Source organism: Auritidibacter ignavus (genome assembly GCF_029853775.1).
GTDB lineage: Bacteria > Actinomycetota > Actinomycetes > Actinomycetales > Micrococcaceae > Auritidibacter > Auritidibacter ignavus.
In genome coordinates, this window is sequence record NZ_CP122564.1 from 402,985 (window position 1) to 421,889 (window position 18,905).

The following is an 18,905-nucleotide window of genomic DNA, read 5'->3' on the forward strand; positions in this document are numbered from 1 at the left end:
GCTTGCCGCACTGCCGTCCGGCGAGCTCGCGAAGTATGTGTGGCCAGACCAACTATGAGGGAGCACCGCAAGTGCCTTACGAGCAGCGCCAGAATCCAGTAAAGGAGACGGCCGCACGCTACTGGCAGGTGCTCGGCGACTGGCTGTCGCAGTCGGCAGTGCCTCCCGGCAGGCCATCTGCTGGCCTCATCGCAGGCGTGATCATCTGTTCCAGCTACCAGACTTTCTTTATTGCGCGCCTCCTGTTCGTCGGTACGCCCACGGACGGTACCGCCTTCCACCTTAGCGGCGTCTGGTATGGCGCGGTATTGCTCGCCGTGGCGGTCATTGGCTCCGCTGCTGTCCTGATAGCCTCATCTCGTGCTCCACTAACAGTGCTGGGGGTTGAGTGTGTCTTACATGTTGTGGGCTCGGCTCTCGGAATGGAGAACTATTTTGTTTTCCCCCTGTTGTTCGCTCTGTTTAGCTGCATCACCAGGTCTTTGGCGTGGGGTGTCACAACTGGGATTCTGACCGTCCTCGTCGCGATGGCCGCCAGCTCTCTCATAGTCGCTCGTCCGGGAACCTTCGCTGCCGAATTCGTGGGCCAACTCATCACTGCGGCCGCCTTCGCTGCGGTTGGAATTGCGACCCGCAGCGTCCGTGCGTGGCGTAGCTCAAGTAGAAGGGTTCGCACTGCGCTGGCCCAGGCTCAACACTTCGAGTACGAAAGAGATGAGGCCATCGTATGGGCACGCATTGCGGAAGAACTGCATGATAGTGTCGGCCATGGTTTAACCACCATCGCCGCGTTGGCTGAAGGACTAAGCGGCGTGACCGGCGACGCCCAGTTCGACGAGGCATTGGACGGCATCAATCAGGTAGCGCGCGAAAGCCTGGAAGATACCCGTCGCGCAGTACATCGGCTTTCGGCGGCTGCTCACGTATCCGAAGGCCCCGACGTCGCACTTATTGAGACGGGAGCCACCGTCGATGCAGGAAACGGTGAGAGTCGGTCTCGGTACCGTCACTGGGACGACATAGTACCTATCCTTGACCACGTACGGTCCCTCGGCGTGACTGTCATATTTACAGAAACCGGCCGGCGTCAGGAACACCGGGAACATTCGCATTTGTGTTTTTCGATTACCCGAGAAAGTCTGACCAACGCCATCCGCCATGCCGCTTGTCTCAAGCGCGTGACCGTGTCATGGGACCATTCAGAAAAAGCGACACGCATCACTGTGAGGAACGACGGAGTTGAGCGGTCGCTACCGCCGAGCGCCGGCTCCCAGTACGCGCCCGGGACCGGACTCCGGAGGTTGCAACGACAGGTGGAGCAAACTGGGGGTTCTCTATCCTCTGGCTACGAAGACGGTGCGGACTGGGTACTAGTGTCCGACGTTCTAGTTCCCGATAAGGAGGTCGGCCACCCATGACGGATTCAACTTTGACCGCAGTGCACCACCGGACGTTGAAGGTCATGCTTGTTGACGATCAGCGGCTCGCTCGCACAGGATTCTCCTTGATGCTGGCGAAGACGGGAACGGTCGACGTGATAGCGGAGGCCTCCGATGGCCAGCAAGCAATTCAGGTGCTGGATTCACGCTATCGCAGCTGCGACCCCCTCCCCAACGTCATACTCATGGATGTCCGGATGCCAGTTATGGACGGCATCGAGGCAACCAGACGCATCACGATCAGTTATCCCAGCGTAAAAGTCCTCGTGCTGACGACTTACGACGAGGATGACTATGCGTTCGGAGCACTCGCCGCAGGCGCTTCGGGCTTTCTACTCAAGGATGTTCGAGCGCCCCAGCTTGCCACGGCGTTGCAGTCTGTGTCGCAGGGGGACGCGATCTTGACTCCACGTATCACGCGCCAAGTCCTCGAACGTGGCGTACTTAGGGCTTCTTCCGCTGGCGAGAAGCGCGCCCGGCAAGCGCAGTTCGCACAGCTAAGCCCTCGCGAATTCGATATTGCACGTTTAATCGCGGATGGCCTTTCAAATGCTGAAATAGCGCAGAAGCTCGTTCTTCAGCCGGCATCGATCCGCCGAAATGTTAGCCGAATCTTGGCAAAACTGGAACTCCGCGATCGGGTACAGATCGCCGTCGAATGGTATAAGTCAGGCATGTGACTTCCGAACCTCGTATCTATGTTGCAACCGGCGACAAAGGCAAGCAGCCGAGGTATGCCATGCCTCTCCGACGCGCATATCAATATTGCAGGTGCGCAATGAAACTCGCTCCCGTGGAGTGACAAGTTGAAAGTGTTCTCTCGACCCCACGTCTTCACCCTCGTCACTTACGACTCGCGTACCCGTCATGTTGCGCCTAAGGCCTACGCCGGCAACGGTCTGCCCTGGTAAGTAGCTCAGGCACAACTGCGAGCACCCTCAGAGCAGGATCTGGTCTGTAGGCTATGGCTTCCTGAGACCGCCCTCAACCCCCCGACGTACCTTATTGATATTGAGCGCGTAGCTCAGGTCGTGCCTCACGTATCGTGAGCGCGAAGCCATAGTGTGAACGCATGGATAAGGACATTGTCTCGATGAGTGCTCGGATTGAAGTCACCAAGCAATTACGTAGGGATTATCGCACGGGGTCCAAGGCGGAGAAGTCAGCGATTTTAGATCAGTTTTGTGCTTCCACTGGGTTGGGCCGGTCCACGGCCAGGCGGTATCTGACGTCGCAGACCATCGGGGTCAAAAACGTGGTGCGCATTGACCGTCGAAAGCATAAACCCACGAAGTATTCGGCGAATGCGAAAAAGCAGTTGATCCGGGTGTGGCGGTTGATGGGCATGCCCTCGGGCAAATACATGAAACCGGTGATGGAAGACTGGTTAGACGCGTTAGAAGCCCACGATGAGTTGGCGTTTGGCCGCTCCGGGTATAACCCCACGGTGCGTGCCCAGCTGGTGGCCATGAGTGCCGCCACGATTGACCGGTATCTCAAGGCCGAACGCGACCGGTTACGCCTCAAAGGCATCGCTACGACCAAGCCTGGGGCCTTGTTGCGCAACTCGATTACGGTGCGACAAGCCGGCGATGAGGTCGAAGACGAACCAGGGTTTTTCGAAACCGACACGGTGGCCCATTGCGGGCCAACCCTGCAAGGCGAATTCGCCCGCACCCTAACCATGACTGATGTGCGCACCGGGTGGGTGCACCTAGAAGTGCTCCGTCATAACGCCCAAGTGCACATCCTGGCAGGATTGGACCGGGCCGCAGCCGCCATCCCCTATGGGATCGCGGGCTTAGATTGTGACAACGGGTCAGAGTTCATCAACCACGAAGTCATGCACTGGGCTGCTGACCGGTTGATCTTTTTCACCCGGGGCCGGCCGTATCAAAAAAATGATCAAGCCACCGTGGAATCCAAAAACAACCACGCCGTGCGAAAATTTGGGTTTCACTACCGGTACGACACCGCAGATGAACGCGCCATCCTGGCGGCCCTATGGCAGGTGGTGGGTTTGAAACTCAACTACTTCACCGCCACCAAAAAACCCACCGGCTGGACCCAAGACGCCAGCGGGCGGCGCAAACGCCTCTATGACAAACCCAAGACTCCCTACCACCGGCTGCTGGATGCCGGGATCCTCTCCACCGCCCAACAAGAAGAGCTAGCGGCCATCTACCGCAGGATCAATCCAGCCCAGCTGACCCGCCAAATCCTGACCTACCAAGACCGGCTGATCAGCCTGGCCAAAGACAAAACCCTCACCATCGCCGCCGACCTCGACAGCAAGCACCAGGCCCGGCAAAAACGCCGCACCACCGGCATCCGCATCAAAGCCAGCTAACCCAAGTTTTCGCGCTCAAACTAGCTGAGGCACGACACTGCAGCCACGCGACCTCTCGCGCTCACGATCTGTGAGGCACGACTTACCCTTCGCGCTCAGTTTGACATGAGGCACTACGCCCGCAAGATTTGACCTCCCCGTTGAAGTACCGCGGCTGCCCGCATGAGTTTAGCTGACATCCTGCCCGCATGATTTTAGCTGACATCTGAGTCGACGCTCACGTACTCGACCATCCGGCTATCGGTGACGTGACCCCAATCAATTGCTGCCACGCCTCTTGCAGATCGAGGTTGGGAGGCTGCTTGCAGATCGAGGTTGGGAGGCTGCCGGCTCACCTGTGTGACGAGCAGGTGAGGGGTCGTTTGGGTGACGGTGTCGATGCGGGTGATGTCGGCCGGCGATGGCTACAAGTACCTGCTGCGCACGGTGGCGGCCGGCGACGGCGACCGGTCACTTTCGACGCCCCTGACCCGTTACTACGCCGGGGCCGGAACCCCACCCGGACGCTGGCTTGGCTCGGGCGTGGCCGCTCTGGGGCATGGTGAACTCACCCCTGGCGCCCAGGTCTCAGAGGCACAGCTTCAGTTGCTGGTCGGGATGGACGCGACCCGATCACGGGTGACCCGCTGGGGCGGGCGTATCCGGCGTACAGCTCGACGGCTGATCGGGTCGCGGGTCGTGTCGCGCAACTTGACCCGGCGCTGGGGGGGCGGTGGAGCGGGGTCGGAGGGTTGCGCAGATCGAGGCGGAGGAGGCTGCGCGGGGGTCGCGGCGTGCGGTGGCGGGGTTTGATTTCACGTTCAGTGTGCCGAAGTCGGCGTCGGTGTTGTGGGTGGTTGCGGACGCGGGGACGCAGGGGTTAATTTCGCAAGCTCATCATGAGGCGGTTGCGGCGGTGGTTGCGTTCATGGAGCGCGAGGTTGCAGCCACCCGTACGGGTGCAACTGCTGGGGATGGCGCGGTTGCACAGGTTGATGTCACGGGTTTGATCGCGACGGCGTTTGATAACTTCGGTTCCCGGGCCGGTGACCCCGCACTTGCATACGCATGTGGTGATCAGCAACAAGGCCCAAACGGTGTTGTATGGAAAGTGGCGGAGTCTGGGTGGGCGTCCGATGCATGCCACGGCGGTGTCGTTGGCGGAGCTGTACGAGACGGTGTTTGCCGACCACATGACCCGCACCTTCGACGTGAGCTGGGAGCCGCGGGAAGTGGGCCGGGACCGGAACCCGTCCTGGGCGATCACCGACGTCCCCGAAGAACTGATGGCGGAGTTCTCCACGCGGGCGCGACAGATCGCGATGGAGAAGGACCTACTGGTAGCCGAGTACGTGGCTTCCTCCGGCCCTCAGCCATCTGATGCCACCGTGATCCGGTTGCGTGCCCAGGCCACGCTCGCGATGCGTCCGGAGAAGCAGGTCCGCTCGTTGGCGGAGCTGACCGGGCGGTGGCGCACCCGCGCCAGCCAGTAGCTCGGTGTCGATGCCAGGGTGTGGGCGCGGACCGTCACGGGTGGGGAGCAGCAGCTGCTGTTGCGGGCTGATGATGTGCCGTTGGATCTGATCGAGGAGGTGGGGCGGTCGGTGGTCGAGGTGGTCGGTGAGAAGCGCTCGACGTGGCGGCGCTGGAACCTCATGGCCGAAGCCGCCCGCGAAACGATGGGGTGGCGGTTCGCCACCGTCGAGGACCGCGAAGCCATCACCGCCTTGGTTGCCGAGGCTACCGAACAAGCGTCTCAGCGGCTGATACCGCCCGAGCTAGCGATCAGTCCGGTGGAGTTCCGCCGCCCGGACGGCACCAGCGTGTTCCGGCCGAAGCACTCGACCGTGTTTTCCTCCGACACCCTCCTCGCGACAGAAGACCGCCTCCTGCAAAGGGCTCGTACGACCACCGGCCCGAGTATCGAACTGGCCACTGTCGAGGCTAGCACCGGTCGCCCCGATGCCGAGGGCCGGGTGCTCGGACAGGACCAGGCGGCAGCTTTGGCGTCGGTCGCGGTGTCTGGTCGGGCGGTGGATGTGTTGGTGGGCCCGGCGGGGGCAGGGAAGACGACCGCGATGAACGCGCTGCGCCGGGCGTGGGAGACCTCGCATGGTGCCGGGTCGGTAGTAGGGCTTGGCCCCGTCTGCGGTGGCGGCGAAGGTGCTGGCCGACGACCTGGGGATCTCCACCGAGAACACGGCGAAGTGGTGGACCACCCATCAACCCACCGTCGCGACCTTCCAGGGCGGGCAGTTGGTCATCATCGACGAAGCCTCCCTCGCTGGCACCCTGTCCTTGGATCGGATCACGCAGGCGGCTGAGGAGGCGGGGGCGAAGGTGCTGCTGGTCGGTGACTATGCCCAGCTTCAATCTGTGGATGCTGGTGGTGCGTTCAGCCTGTTGATCCACGACCGTCACGATGCTCCCGAGCTGGTCGATGTCCACCGGTTCACCCACGACTGGGAGAAGACCGCGTCCCTGGAGCTGCGGCACGGCCGCACCCCGGTCATCGACACCTACCTCGACCACCATCGCATCCATGATGGTGACGCCGAGGCTATGACCGATGCCGCCTACATAGCCTGGCGTAACGACCGGCAGCAGGATTTGGTGTCGATTTTGATCGCTGAAACCCGTGAGAACGTCACCGCTCTCAACGTCCGTGTCCGCGCCGACCTCATCCTGGACGGCACCTTGAAGCCCGGCCCCGAAATCACCCTGTCCGACGGATCGGCAGCGGGCGTGGGTGACACGATCATCACCCGCCGTAACGACCGTCGGCTGCGGAACCGGCACGGCTGGGTCCGCAACGGCCAAACCTGGACCATCACCGCCGTGCGCGATGACGGGTCGGCCGCCATCCGCCCGCCCGGTGCCCGGTTCGGCAACAGCATCGTCCTGCCCGCCGACTACGTGGCCGAGCACGTCGACCTCGGCTAGCCGAGGTGCCCGAAACACACCCACCTATGATCGTCTGCTTTTGCGCGTCTCCAGTCTACGAGCAGCAAGGGATACAGCGCCGAAGCCCTCGCGTATCGCTGAGCTTCCAGACGCGTGGGTGGCGGCTCTCCAGCCTGGCGGCCCGCTTGTCGGCTCGACCAGCTTTGTATCCGACGGTGTGTACGCGTGCGTGACGAGTGAGCGCACATCGGCTTCTCGTGGCGGGTTCGCCTCCGGGAGATGGGCGCTGACGAGTGCTGATAGATCGCGTGTGCCTGCGTGGTGAAGTTGTTCGACGTGTGCTCGACGAATGACACGCTGTCTTGGTGCTCGAGCTCGATGGATTAAGTGCCGGGCTCAACCCGGAGTGGCATGGGTCGACAGTGGGTCTGTTGACGGTTGAGCACCCGGAGCGCAGCACGTCCGTCGGCGGGCAGTTTGACGGTCACGGACGCGACCAGACTCTCCTTGTCGCTGCCAGTCGAGGCTGGTGGTCAGCGTCGCGAGCAACGACTCCGTTGGTGACGCTCGCGCCGGAACGGACCTGGTACGTCACGGCTTTTCCAAGAGCCTCGGTCCTGGCCTGCGGGTCGGCGCGCTGGTGCCTCCGGAGCGGCAGCACGCGCGCGCCGATGTGATCCTTCAGGACACCTCCTGGCGGTGAGTCCACTCATGGCGGAGCTCATCACGCGGTGGATTCGGGATGGCACTGCGGCGAACATCGCTAGCGCGCTGCGCGCCGAAGCTCAAACGCGTCTCGCGATCGCAGCGTCCGCACTCGGAGACCTCGTGCCCGCCGTCCCGTCGGGTGGCTTCCACCTGCGACTTCCCATGCCGCTACATCACGCCGAGGAAGCAGCGCGCACCGCGGCACGGGAGGTTCTTACCGTCACGCCACTCAGGACGATCCTCACCGATCCGTCCGCCCCGGAATCCGGTCTTCGAGTCTGTACCGGACGCGCCGAGGCCCGACGGCTGGAACAGGGCCTGCGACGACTGCGAAACATCATCGTGAGTCACATCACATCGTCTGCTTCCACCCATTCGCGATGACGTCATCTCCACCATCCACGTCGCGGCAGACGCCAGCGTTCACTGCTCGGCGTGACCGCTATTCGTCGCCGGTGCGTACCACCGCATCGGCCCCGAGCGCGGACGTGATGTCATCTAGGAATCCGTTCTGAATGGCCCAGGGGACACTCAACACGGAGGGAGTAGTGACTGCCATCAGAAGCTCCGGGTCTTCCAAGTAGTAGTAGCGGCCCTCGGCAATCGGAGCCCACCGCGACATCAGTGGATGGGCGAGAGTCTGCGCGATCTTGTCTCGGGAGTTCGACCATCCGATGAACACGTCGGTGGTGAGCGCATCCAGTCTCTCGAGGCTGACGGAGCCGTAGTAGTCGTCCCCAAATGAATTGACTTCCTGAACGACGGACGGATCGTCAGTCATCCCGAACTCACGAAGCAGTGTAGGTCGGGGGTCATCCGGCGAGTAGACGGCAAGGTCCGTGGAACCGTCTTCCAGCCACTCGCCGAAGATGAAGGTCCTCCCTTTGAGCTGAGGGTGCGCATCGCGCGCTGAATCGACCGTTGCCTGCGAGCTCGACGATGTCCGACCACGAACCGTAAGTCCACGGTGTGTGCGCATAGGCGATCGTCGGGGCGATGTCACTGAGCTGCTGATAGTCGGATTCGGTGATCCCGGAGTATGGCGCGAAAATCAGATCCGGGGCGTAACTGAGGATCTCCTCTGGGTCGTAGACACCGTCCTTTCCTGGCGAGAGAACCGGCGGCAGTTCGGCACCGAGTTCGACAGTCACATGCTTTCGGAACCAATCGGTATAGCCGTCCGGCGTGCCGTATTCTTCGGGGACCGCGACGGGAACGACGCCCAGCGCGGCGACCGCGTCTTCGGCGCTGCCCCCGAGGACAACCACACGTTCTGGGGTTGACGGGATACTCGTCTGGCCGTGCGCATGCGTTACGGATATCGGGAAGCCGCCCGGCTGCTCTCCTGAGGTCGGGCGGTCGTCAGCCGATGACCCGCACGCCGTCAAAGACAGCGCGAGAGCCAGAACGACGAACGGAGCCAGTACGCGGCGAAGCCCGACCTGACGTGGTGCCTGCCGAATCGTATCGGAGGTCACTCTGCGTCTCCGTCCCCACGGGTCTCGGTGACGAGGCGGCTGATGTCGTCGGCGATGGCGTCGATGCCCCAGTCGATGCCGAGCGGGGTCGCAGTCGAGAAGGCAAGCCCGGTGGCCGCGTCCTCGATCAGGACGACGCGATTCTCCGCGACTGGCGCCCAGCTTTGGAATGCGGCGTTCGCGGCAACGGCTTCGCGCCAAGTGTCTTCATCGGAGATGACGATGTGGACATCGGGGTTCAGTTGCAGGAGCTGCTCCATGCTGACAGTGAAGCTGCTGGGGTCGCCGGCTTCGTGCTGCAGTTCGAGCGTTCCGGCGAGGGGCTCAAGCCCGAGGTCTTCGAGAATCTGGGCTCGGGGATCGACGGAGCCGAAGGCGACGACCTGTCCGTCGTCGGAGGGCAGGAAGCTGTGCAGGTACGTGACTCCCGACAATTCCGGGTGCTGGGCTGCGACGTCGGCGACGCGTTGGGCGGTCTCCTTCTTGATCTCGCCCGCGTAGGTCGGGCGCCCGAGCGCGGCACCCATCATCTGAATGTGCTCATCGACCGTGGTCGCCCAGGGTTCCGAGGGGAAAGCGATCGTCGGTGCGATGTCGGACAGCGCCTCGTATTCGTCCTCGGTGATTCCGGAGTTGATGGCGACGATGAGGTCGGGCTGCTGCATCAGGACGTACTCCAGGTCGACCTCCCCACGCTCGAGCGAAGGGTTTAGGGAGGGAAGGGGTGCACCGAGCTTCCCGATCGCTTCGGAGACCCACGGGTAGTAGTGGCCCTCGATTCCGGTTGCGTTGCCTTGCGCGACCGGAACCGTGCCGAACTGGATCGCGATGTCGGCGCCGCTCCATCCGATGGCGACGACGCGCTGCGGCTGGGTCGTGACCTCGGTGGACCCGTACGCGTGGTCGATCGTCACCGGATACGCGCCGTCCTCCGGCTCGGCGAAAACGCGCTGCTCGGCCCCCGCGTGCGGCGGCGAGGACGCGCATCCGGAGAGGAGAAGGGCGAAGGCTAGCACGGCGAGCGCGGCGCGGCGGGAGGCAGAGAGCATGGACGGTCCTCACGAGTAGCGGTGATTCAGCGAGATAAGGTGAGCCTTACTTCCAACGCTATCCGTCGCCGTTTTCCCTTGGCGGACAGCTATCGTCGTCCTCGCGACATTTCTCCGGGGATGTGGGCAAGCGATTCCCGACGGAGTGAACGAGCCCGGTGTGATGTCGCTGAGAGCCCTGGTAAGTGGCCGTTTCAGTCGGCAAGCGGTCGTCGGACGGTGCGGCGAGGGATGACCAGGGGTGTCCCGGTCTCGGGGTCGGATTGGATGACGCAGGGGAGGTCGTAGACGTCCTCGACGAGCTCGGCGGTGAGGACCTGGGCTGGTTCACCGGACGCGACGACTGTGCCGTCCTTCATGACGATGAGATGGTCGGCGTACCGGGCGGCCTGGTTGAGGTCGTGCAGGACGACCACGATGGTGCGGCGGAGCTGGCTGCGGAGGGTCTCGAACAGTTCGAGGAGCCCGTACTGGTGGGAGATATCGAGGAATGTGGTCGGTTCGTCAAGGAGTAGGACCGGGGTCTGCTGGGCGAGCGCCATCGCGACCCAGACGCGCTGACGCTGCCCGCCGGAGAGTTCGTCGACGAGCCTTCCAGACAGGTCGGCGGTGCCGGTCGCTTCGAGGGCGGCGGTGACGGCGGCCTCGTCCTCGGCGGACCACCGGTCGAACATGCCCTGGTGCGGGTAGCGCCCGCGGGCCACGAGGTCGGCGACGCGTATCCCGTCCGGTGCGAGGGAGGTTTGCGGCAGCAGGCCGAGCCGGGTGGCGAGCTGTTTCGGCGGTAGGCGGTGGATGTCATCTCCGTCGAGCAGGATCAAACCGTCGAGGGACGGGAGGACGCGGGCAATCGTGCGTAGCAGGGTTGATTTGCCGCATGCGTTGGGGCCGATGATGGCGGTGTAGGAGCCACGGGCGATGGTGATGTCGACGCCGTCGACGATGATCCGCTTGTCGTATCCGGCGCGCACGGCGACCGTGCGTACTGCGTCCACAGCAGCGGTGTGAGTGGCAGGGTTGGTGGTGGTCATTTTCTTCTCCGGAACTCCGAGATCAGCAGCCAAGCGAGGTAGGTGCCGCCGAGTGAGACGGTGACGACTCCGACGGGCATCCCGATGCGTTGGGCGAGGACGTCGGAGGTGAGCAGGCTGAATGCGCCCACGAGCGCCGACGGGACGAGCAGCAGCCCCGATCCGCGCACCAGGCGGCGCGCGATCTGTGGGGCGGCGAGGGCTATGAAGGAGATGGGGCCGGCGGCAGCGGTGACGAGCGCAGTGAGGGCGACGCCGAGGACCACGGAGAGCGCGCGGGTTCGATTGGCGCGCAAGCCGAGAGACTGGGCGGCGTCGTCGCCGAGTTCGAGCTGGCGCAGGCCCGGGGCAAGGGTCGTCGCGGCGGCGAGCAGGATAATGAGGAGCCCGGTCATGGGCCCGAGTTGGTCGTGGCCGAGTGCATTGAAGGATCCGGCTGCCCAGACGGCGGCGAGCATGGCGGTGTCGACGCTGGTGGACAGCATGAGTGCGGAGTTGAGCGAGGACAGTAGGGCGGCGACGCCGATGCCCATGATGATCAGCCGGAACGATTGCACGGTTCCACGCACTGTAGCGAGGAGGTAGACGATGGCGGCGGTGATGATGCCGCCGAGGATGGCGCCTGCGGCGATGTCGAGGTAGCGGGTGGATCCGAGCAGGAGCATGACGAGGATCGCGCCGGTGTAGGAACCGGAGGAGAACCCGATGATGTCCGGGGAGCCGAGCGGGTTGCGGGTGAGGGACTGGAAGATAGCGCCGGAGATGGCGAGGGCGATGCCGCAGGCGATGGTGAACAGTGCCCGCGGCAGTCGCCACCCCACCACGAGCATGCGCGTCTGCTCACTGGCGGTGCCGGTGAGCGCGGCGGCGACGTCACCGATGGGCACGGGGTAGGTGCCGAGCGTGAGGGAGACGACCGCGAGGATCAGGGTGAGCAGAGCGAGGGTGGTGCAGACAGCGAGGACACGCACACTAACGACTCCCGAGACCCGGGGCACGCGAATGGCGATCGCGCGGTATCCGTGGTCGAAGGTGTCGCGCCCGGCGCGGCGGCGGGTGCTGGTGCTCATAGGCCGCTCACCATCCGTCGTCGTGCGAGGAGGATGAGCACGGGGGCACCAATGACGGCGGTGACCAGGCCTACGCGCAGTTCTCCGCTGGGAAGGATGACTCGTCCGAGGATGTCGGAGAGCAGCAGCAGGATCGGTGAGACGACGAACGTGTAGGCGAAGATCCATCGCTGGTCGGGACCGACGAACCAGCGCACGACGTGCGGGACCATGAGCCCGACGAACCCGATCGGTCCCGTTAGCGCGGTCGCCGTGCCAGCGAGCAGGGTGACGGCGATGATCACGATGATCCGCACCCGGCCGGTGCGAACGCCGAGCGAGGCGGCGAGTTCGTCTCCGAGGGCGAGGGCGTTGAGCGCACGGGCGGCACCAAGGCCAAGCAGGAGCCCGAATAAAACCAGCGGGGCAAAGGAGAAGACGATGTCGAGCTGTCGTCCGCCGATGGATCCGACGCCCCAGAATCGGAGGTCGTCGAAGGCATCGCGGTTGCCGAGAACGATCGCGGTGGTGAGGCCGCCCAGCACGGCGCTGATCGCCACGCCCGCGAGGGTGAGCTTCGCCGGGGTGGCTTGACCGCCGCCCACGGCGCCAAGCGCGTACACGAGTACCGTGACGGCGCCAGCGCCGAGCAACGCGAACCAGACATAGCCGAGCGGGGCGGCGATGCCGAGGAACCCGACCGCCATCGTCACCGCGAACGTCGCCCCGGCATTCACGCCGAGGATGCCGGGATCAGCGAGGGGGTTCCGGGTGTACGCCTGGATCAGTGCCCCGCACATCCCGAGCGCCGGGCCCACGACCAAGCCGACGACTGTGCGCGGCACGCGCAGCTCGAGAATCATCACGTGCTCATCGATCGTGTGGTCATACGCCCACAGCGCGTCCCAGATCGTCGGCAGTGCGATAGCTCGAGCTCCGACGCCAACGCTGAGCATGACAACGATAGCAAGCACGGCAGTCGCGACACCGAGACCAGCCAGTCGAAACACCCCGGAGCGGGCCACACCGGACGGTGCCGCCCGCTCCTCGATCGCACGGGTGGCTGTCACTGTCGTGACGCTCACCTGCTCGGATCTGGATCGATGGGAGGAGCCCTGGGGCACCGTGTCACTCCGCCGTGTGCACGACGGCGTCGCCGTCGATCGCTGCGGAGATGTCCTCGATGTAGCCCTGCTCGATCGCCCACGGGATGCTGAGCACGTCAGGGCCGCTGGTGGCCATGCCGAGCGTGTTGTCTTCGGCGATGAAGTAGCGGCCGTTCGTGATCGGATCCCACCGGGTGAAGACCGGGTGCTCGAGTGTGTACGCGGTGTCGGCTGCGGCGTACGACCACGCCAAGACGACATCCGCCTCCACCGAATCGAGCTCCTCGAGGCTGATGCCGCCGAAGAAGGTGTCCGCCGGCACGTCTGCGGTCTCTGCCGCGAGCTGCGGAGTGTCGACCATGCCGAACTCGTGCAGCAGCCGCACGCGCGGATCTTCGCTGATATAGGCGGTGATCTCCGTTGACCCCTCGGAGAAGGTCGTGCTGTAGAGGAACGAGGCGTCGTCGAGGTTGGGGTACTTGGCGGCTTCCTCGTCGATGGCTGCCTCGGTCTGTTCGATCAGCTCGGTGGCTTTGTCGTCCTCGCCGAGGATCTCACCGATGATCTCGGTGTGCTCCTGCCAGGTGCCGGCAGTGAACGGCCGATCCATGTACGCGACGGTCGGAGCGATCTCGCTGAGCCGCTCGTACTCTGTCTCGGTGAAGCCGGAGTACACGCCGATGATGACGTCCGGCTGGAGGGCGAGGATCTGCTCGTAGTCGGGTCCGTCCTCGGTGACGTTAATGACCTCCGGCATCTCCGCGTCCAGCTCGTTCTCGACCTGGTCACGGAACCACGGGGTGAAGCCTTCTTCATCCCCGCCCCACGTTTCTGGCACGCCGACGGGAACAACGCCGAGGGCGGCGACGATGTCGTGGTTCATCCAACTCAGCGTCACCACGCGTTCCGGCTTCTCCGGGATGGTCGCCTCACCTAGCGCGTGCTCGATCGTGCGAGGGAAACCCGATTCCGTCGCAGCTGCCCCGTCAGGGGGTGCAGTCGAGTCGGGCGTGGACGAGCAGCCGGCGGCCACAAGGGCCAATGTGGCGAGTGTGACGAGCGCGATGGTGTGACGCAGAACGGACATGGGACCTCTCAGGACGTGATCGGGTGTCTCCGGGGAAAGACGACCGGCAGCCAGGTTAGGCGTGCCATAGTTCACCCTACGCAGTGATGGTTGCCGATAGCGGACACCTCTTTGCGTTGGACGGACACAAGCTCACCGCTGCTCCTGTCGCATCGACGTGAGCGGGCACCCGCACGAGCAGCCCTCAGGGAAGAGACACCGCAGGGCGACAATCACCATGACCCCAAAGAGCACCCCGCATGGAACCGAACCGGGCCCGGAGCTCCCCAAGCAGCGGGTAGCACCGAGAGCACACGATCAACGCCGCTGCGCCCGTTGCCGTTGAGCGCTGCTCAGCAGCTTCGATTCTTCGGCTGGAGCTTTCGTCAGTCGTCGTTATTTGCGGGCAGGAATCGGTGCGGCGGGCGTCCCATGACGCGGTGGAATGCGGCGCTGAAGGCGCTAATGGTGGCGTAGCCGACCCTGCGTGCGACTATCCCGACGGGTGTTCCGTCGCTGAGGAGACGGACCGCAGCTGACATGCGTGCGGCCGTGCGCCACTGACTGAACGTCATCCCGGTCTCGGCACGAAACGCACGTGCGAGGGTGCGGGCACTGGTGGAGGTGGCCCATGCCCAGTGCTCGATCGAGCGGTCATCGGCAGGGTCGCTCATGATCGCCCGGGCGATCGGGGCGATGCGCGGATCCCGCGGGAGCGGCAGTTCGATCACAGGGCACGCGTCATCGGTGACCAGCTCTAGACAGACCTGCTGGGCGCGCAGCCGCTGCTGGCGGGGCATACCGGTGATCGCCAGGTGACTAAGAAGTGCCCGCAGAGCGGCGTTCACGGTGACCGGGTGCACCTCCGGTGCGGGGCCCTCCCACGCCTCGGGTAGGAGGTGTAGGGCCGCCAGTGTGGTGGAGGGGGCGCGGCTTGCCGCGTGCCGTGTTCCGGCGGGCACCCACAGCCCCTGCCCAAGGGTGAGGTTGTGGCGGGTGCCCTCCACCTCGACCTCGGCGGCAGCACGTTCAGGCCAGAACACGACATGTTCGGGGTGAGCGTGCTCGTCCGGCGAGCACCCATCGGCGTCATCGACGTACGCATATCTCAGGAACCGAGTGGTCAGCAGGTAACCGTCGGGCACGATCCGCTCCCGCACCGGAAAACCCACAGGATCATCGATATCCTCACCGGTCGACGACGAATCGAGCAGAGTCACCAGCACCCCTCAACGATCTACGACTAACATCATATTTAGGTAAGGCTAACATAGGTATTATTGTCCGGTGAGCGACAACAATCGTCCTCCATGCGGTTGCCCATACGCATAGCGTCTCAAGAGTGAGCACAGACACTTCTGCGTTGAAGCGGCTGACCCCTGCTCGGGTGATGCGGTTGGCGCTGTCGCGTGGCGGACGTGGTTGGCGACTATCGGCGGCGACTGCGGGGTTCATCCTTCACCAGGCGAGCGAAGCGGCGGTGCCGATCCTGATCGGTGTGGCCATCGACCGTGCGGTGCTCCCTCGTGATCCGGGCGCGCTGGCGCTGTGGCTGGGTGTGCTGGGGGCGGTGTTTCTCGTCCTGTCGGTCAGCTACCAAGGGGCGAGCCTGGCGATGGTTCGCATCTACGGGCATGGTGAGCATGACCTGCGCCAGCTCGCGGTCGCGCGGGTGCTGGATCCGCGAGGAATACCAGCGCGACGGACGGGCGAGGTGTTGTCCGTCGTCACGAGCGACACGTATCGCGTCGCGGGCGTCGCCTGGAGCGTTGCCGAACAGGCCGCCACCATCGCGGCGCTGCTCACTGCGGTGGCGGCGCTGCTGCTCATCTCGATCCCGCTCGGCCTCGGAGTGCTGGCCGCGGCGCTGCTGGTGCTGTGCGGCATGGCCGCACTGGCTCGGCCGCTGGAACGGCTAGGCATGGCCGAACAGAGCGCGGTCTCACGGGCAAGCGACATGGCGACGGACGCCATGGAGGGACTGCGGATCATCCACGGCCTCGCCGCCCATCCGCAGATCGTCGCCCGCTACCGCGAAGCGAGCACGGCCTCCCGCGACGGCGCGATCCGCGCGTCTCGATCGCTGTTGACCTACCAGGCGGTAAGCACGGCGGTGTCGATCCTCCACCTGGGAACGCTGGCTGCCGCGGCGGGGTGGATGGCGATGTACGGGACGATCACGCCGGGGCAGTTGATCACCGTGGTGGGGCTGGCCCAGTTCCTGCAGGCCTCCCTCGACCACATCGGCACGTTCGGGGCGAACTGGGCACATAAGCGCGCATCAGCCTGGCGCCTGCACGACCTGCTCACCGAACCACACCCTCTCCCGGCCGGACAAGACACGCGCGCAGAGTGCGGCATGTTGCGGTGGACCAAGATGGACGGTCCTGTGATCGAGGCCCAGCCGGGACGGATGGTCGGCATCCGGGTGGCTGGCGCCAGGCAAGCTCACGACGTGGCGTCCCGGCTGGGGTTCCGCAGCGTGCCCGCACCGAGCGAACTCATGCTCGGCGGGGTCGACGCGCTGACCATTGGCCCCGCTGCCTATCGGGAGCACGTGCTGGCCCCACCTCATGACGCGTTCGTGTTCACCGGCAGCATCCGACACAACGTCACCCTCACCCCCTGCCCATTGAACGACGTTGTGGTGAAGTTGACAGCGTTGGACGACGTGATCGAGCATGTCGGATCGCCGGACGCGCCCGTCGGTGAACAGGGGCGTCGCCTGTCCGGCGGGCAGCGACAGCGCCTCCTTTTGGCTCGAGCGCTGCACACCCGAGCCGATATTCTCGTGCTCGAGGAACCGGCGACCGCGCTCGACCCCATCACGACGCACCGCGTCGGAGCGAGCCTCGCACGATGCGGCCGCACCATCCTGCTGATTACGAGTGACCCGATCCTGCTCGACAGCTGCGCGACGGTCATCGACCTCACCACACCCCACGCGATTCCACACGAGGTGTGCACGTGATCGGGGCGCTGCCCGTCGCATCCGTCCGCGACACGGTGCGCACTGTCGGTGGTCTCCTCGCGAGACGACGAGGCCTGATCACCGCCACAGTGGCGTTGCTGCTGACCGGATCCGCCAGTGCTTTGACGATCCCGCCCGTGCTGGGCTGGATCGTCGACATCGTCCTCTCAGGCGACGACGTGTGGCGAATCCCGTCCGCAGCTGGTGTCCTCGTCGCAGCTGGGGTCGTCTCGGCCACGACCGCCTGGTGGGGCGGACGGCTGCTGGTCGTCTGCGTGCAAGGGGTGCTTGCCGAGCTGCGCGAGGACGTGTTCACCGCCGCAATGCGGATCGACGCTACGACGGTTGAACGGGCGGGAAGCTCGGATGTGGTATCGCGCCTGACCGGTGATGTCGAGGCGGTCACCGAGGCCGGCTCAGGAGTGCTGCCGCGCTTCGTCGGCGCCCTGTTCACGATCGTGCTCACGGCGGTCGGGATCGCCGCACTTGATCCTTTCCTCGCACTGGCCGCGCTCATCGCCGTCCCGCTGCAGGTGATCGCGGTAACGCGGTTCTTGCGTCGCTCGCGCCCTCTGTATGTGAGGCTGCGCCGTGAGGAGTCCGACCGCGGACAAGCGATCATCGAGAGCGTCGCCGGAGCGGATACCGTCCGCGCCCATGGTCTCGCCCCTTCTCGTCTCCGCTTGATTGCCGAGCGAAGCCTGACCGCGGTAGAGACCGCTCGCACGGCAGGCCGGGCGCGAAACGTGTTCAACGGCACGCTCAACCTGGCAGAGTTCGCGGGTCTCGCCGCGGTGCTCACCGTCGGGTTCTGGCGGGTCGAGACGATCGGAATCACCGTCGGGACGGTGACCGCCGCGGCGCTGTTCTTCCACAGATTGTTCGGCCCCATCGGTGCCTTGCTGTCTAGCATCGATGATCTTCAACGTGCCCAGGCGGGACTAGAGCGTCTCGTCGGCTTGGTGCAGAGCACGACGCGCGCGCCCCAACAACATCCGATCCGCGATGCCTCGGTCGAACTGCGCCACGTGACGTACACCTATCCCGGATCGGGATCGGATCGACCCGCCATCGCCGATGTCAGCATCAGAATCAACCCGGGGGCGCGTGCCGTTCTCGTCGGGGCGAGCGGATCGGGGAAATCCACCACGGCGCGACTCATCGCAGGGCTCACCGAGCCTGCCCGTGGTGCCGTGCTCGTCGGCGGACAGCCGGCAATCCAAGCCATGCAGGACTCAGGCAGGCCAGCGGTCATGCTCGTCACGCAAGAAACACACCTGTTCTCCGGCACGCTCGCCGACAACCTGCGCCTGGCCCGCGCAGACGCCTCCGATGACGAACTCCGAACCGCCCTCGACGCCGTCGGCGCAGACTGGGTCAGCGACCTCCCGCACGGGCTCGACACCCCCGCCCCGCGGGACCTCGACGTGCAAGGCCTCCAGCAGATCGCGCTCGCCCGCGTCCTGATCGCCGACCCGCCCATCGTGGTGCTCGACGAAGCTTCCGCTCACGCAGGTGCGGATACAGCACTCGACCGTGCCGTCGATGCGGCCGTTCGCGGACGCACCGCAATCATCATCGCCCATCGTCTCTCCCACGCCGAGCATGCCGACACCATCGCTGTGTTCGAGACCGGCCGCATCATCGAGCAAGGCGACCTCGGCGAGCTCCTCGACCGTGGCGGCGTCTTCCGCTCACTCTGGGACGCCTGGAAACGTGGATGTGGCCAGACTTCCCAACCTCACCCATCACCCGCACCTCTCAAGGAGGAATAG

The 18,905-nt window shown here is 64.7% G+C and carries 14 protein-coding genes and 1 pseudogene; 7 read left to right on the top strand and 8 right to left on the bottom strand.

Annotated features, from left to right (window positions below):
• Positions 1 to 71: 71 nt before the first annotated feature.
• The 5 genes and pseudogenes from QDX22_RS01775 (at position 72) to QDX22_RS01795 (ending at position 7,764) form a co-directional block, all read left to right on the top strand.
• Complete coding sequence (locus tag QDX22_RS01775; RefSeq protein WP_158278512.1) at positions 72 to 1,418, top strand: histidine kinase; 1,347 nt, start codon at positions 72 to 74, stop codon at positions 1,416 to 1,418.
• On the top strand, positions 1,415 to 2,119 hold the full coding sequence (locus QDX22_RS01780) for a response regulator (protein ID WP_110111053.1): 705 nt from the start codon (positions 1,415 to 1,417) through the stop codon (positions 2,117 to 2,119). The genes QDX22_RS01775 and QDX22_RS01780 overlap by 4 nt, the downstream gene beginning before the upstream one ends.
• Positions 2,120 to 2,511: 392 nt before the next feature.
• On the top strand, positions 2,512 to 3,789 hold the full coding sequence (locus QDX22_RS01785) for an integrase catalytic domain-containing protein (RefSeq protein ID WP_208392075.1): 1,278 nt from the start codon (positions 2,512 to 2,514) through the stop codon (positions 3,787 to 3,789).
• A 378-nt stretch (positions 3,790 to 4,167) separates the two neighbouring features.
• Positions 4,168 to 6,711: pseudogene (gene mobF, locus QDX22_RS01790) on the top strand (MobF family relaxase).
• A gap of 660 nt (positions 6,712 to 7,371) precedes the next feature.
• Positions 7,372 to 7,764, top strand: coding sequence for an aminotransferase-like domain-containing protein (locus QDX22_RS01795; RefSeq protein WP_147472561.1), 393 nt, complete (start codon positions 7,372 to 7,374; stop codon positions 7,762 to 7,764).
• A gap of 58 nt (positions 7,765 to 7,822) precedes the next feature.
• Here the strand turns inward: QDX22_RS01795 and QDX22_RS01800 are convergent, their stop codons facing one another.
• From QDX22_RS01800 to QDX22_RS01835, 8 genes are all read right to left on the bottom strand, one after another.
• Complete coding sequence (locus QDX22_RS01800; protein WP_110122766.1) at positions 7,823 to 8,161, bottom strand: TroA family protein; 339 nt, start codon at positions 8,159 to 8,161, stop codon at positions 7,823 to 7,825.
• A gap of 31 nt (positions 8,162 to 8,192) precedes the next feature.
• Positions 8,193 to 8,648: an ABC transporter substrate-binding protein gene (locus tag QDX22_RS01805; RefSeq protein ID WP_122549466.1), complete on the bottom strand. Its 456-nt coding sequence runs from the start codon at positions 8,646 to 8,648 to the stop codon at positions 8,193 to 8,195.
• A gap of 206 nt (positions 8,649 to 8,854) precedes the next feature.
• Positions 8,855 to 9,907, bottom strand: coding sequence for an ABC transporter substrate-binding protein (locus tag QDX22_RS01810; RefSeq protein WP_122549465.1), 1,053 nt, complete (start codon positions 9,905 to 9,907; stop codon positions 8,855 to 8,857).
• Between the two features lie 194 nt (positions 9,908 to 10,101).
• A complete protein-coding gene (locus QDX22_RS01815; protein ID WP_110122769.1) occupies positions 10,102 to 10,938 on the bottom strand; it encodes an ABC transporter ATP-binding protein in 837 nt (278 codons plus the stop codon).
• Positions 10,935 to 12,008 (bottom strand): FecCD family ABC transporter permease, encoded by a 1,074-nt coding sequence (locus QDX22_RS01820; protein WP_122549464.1) that lies wholly within the window; start codon positions 12,006 to 12,008, stop codon positions 10,935 to 10,937. Before QDX22_RS01820 ends, QDX22_RS01815 begins: the two co-directional genes overlap by 4 nt.
• Positions 12,005 to 13,072, bottom strand: a complete 1,068-nt coding sequence (locus tag QDX22_RS01825; protein WP_244924682.1) for a FecCD family ABC transporter permease — start codon at positions 13,070 to 13,072, stop codon at positions 12,005 to 12,007. Before QDX22_RS01825 ends, QDX22_RS01820 begins: the two co-directional genes overlap by 4 nt.
• A 43-nt stretch (positions 13,073 to 13,115) precedes the next feature.
• Entirely contained in the window at positions 13,116 to 14,180 is a 1,065-nt protein-coding gene (locus QDX22_RS01830) for an iron-siderophore ABC transporter substrate-binding protein (protein WP_122549462.1), read from the bottom strand.
• A gap of 365 nt (positions 14,181 to 14,545) precedes the next feature.
• Positions 14,546 to 15,379, bottom strand: coding sequence for a helix-turn-helix transcriptional regulator (locus tag QDX22_RS01835; RefSeq protein WP_279672886.1), 834 nt, complete (start codon positions 15,377 to 15,379; stop codon positions 14,546 to 14,548).
• 143 nt (positions 15,380 to 15,522) lie between these two features.
• On the opposite strand from QDX22_RS01835, the gene QDX22_RS01840 reads away from it, so the two are divergent.
• Positions 15,523 to 17,130, top strand: coding sequence for an ABC transporter transmembrane domain-containing protein (locus QDX22_RS01840; RefSeq protein WP_279672887.1), 1,608 nt, complete (start codon positions 15,523 to 15,525; stop codon positions 17,128 to 17,130).
• The gene (locus QDX22_RS01845) at positions 17,121 to 18,905 is read left to right on the top strand and encodes an ABC transporter ATP-binding protein (RefSeq protein WP_279696121.1); all 1,785 of its coding nucleotides are present in this window, start codon (positions 17,121 to 17,123) and stop codon (positions 18,903 to 18,905) included. The genes QDX22_RS01840 and QDX22_RS01845 overlap by 10 nt, the downstream gene beginning before the upstream one ends.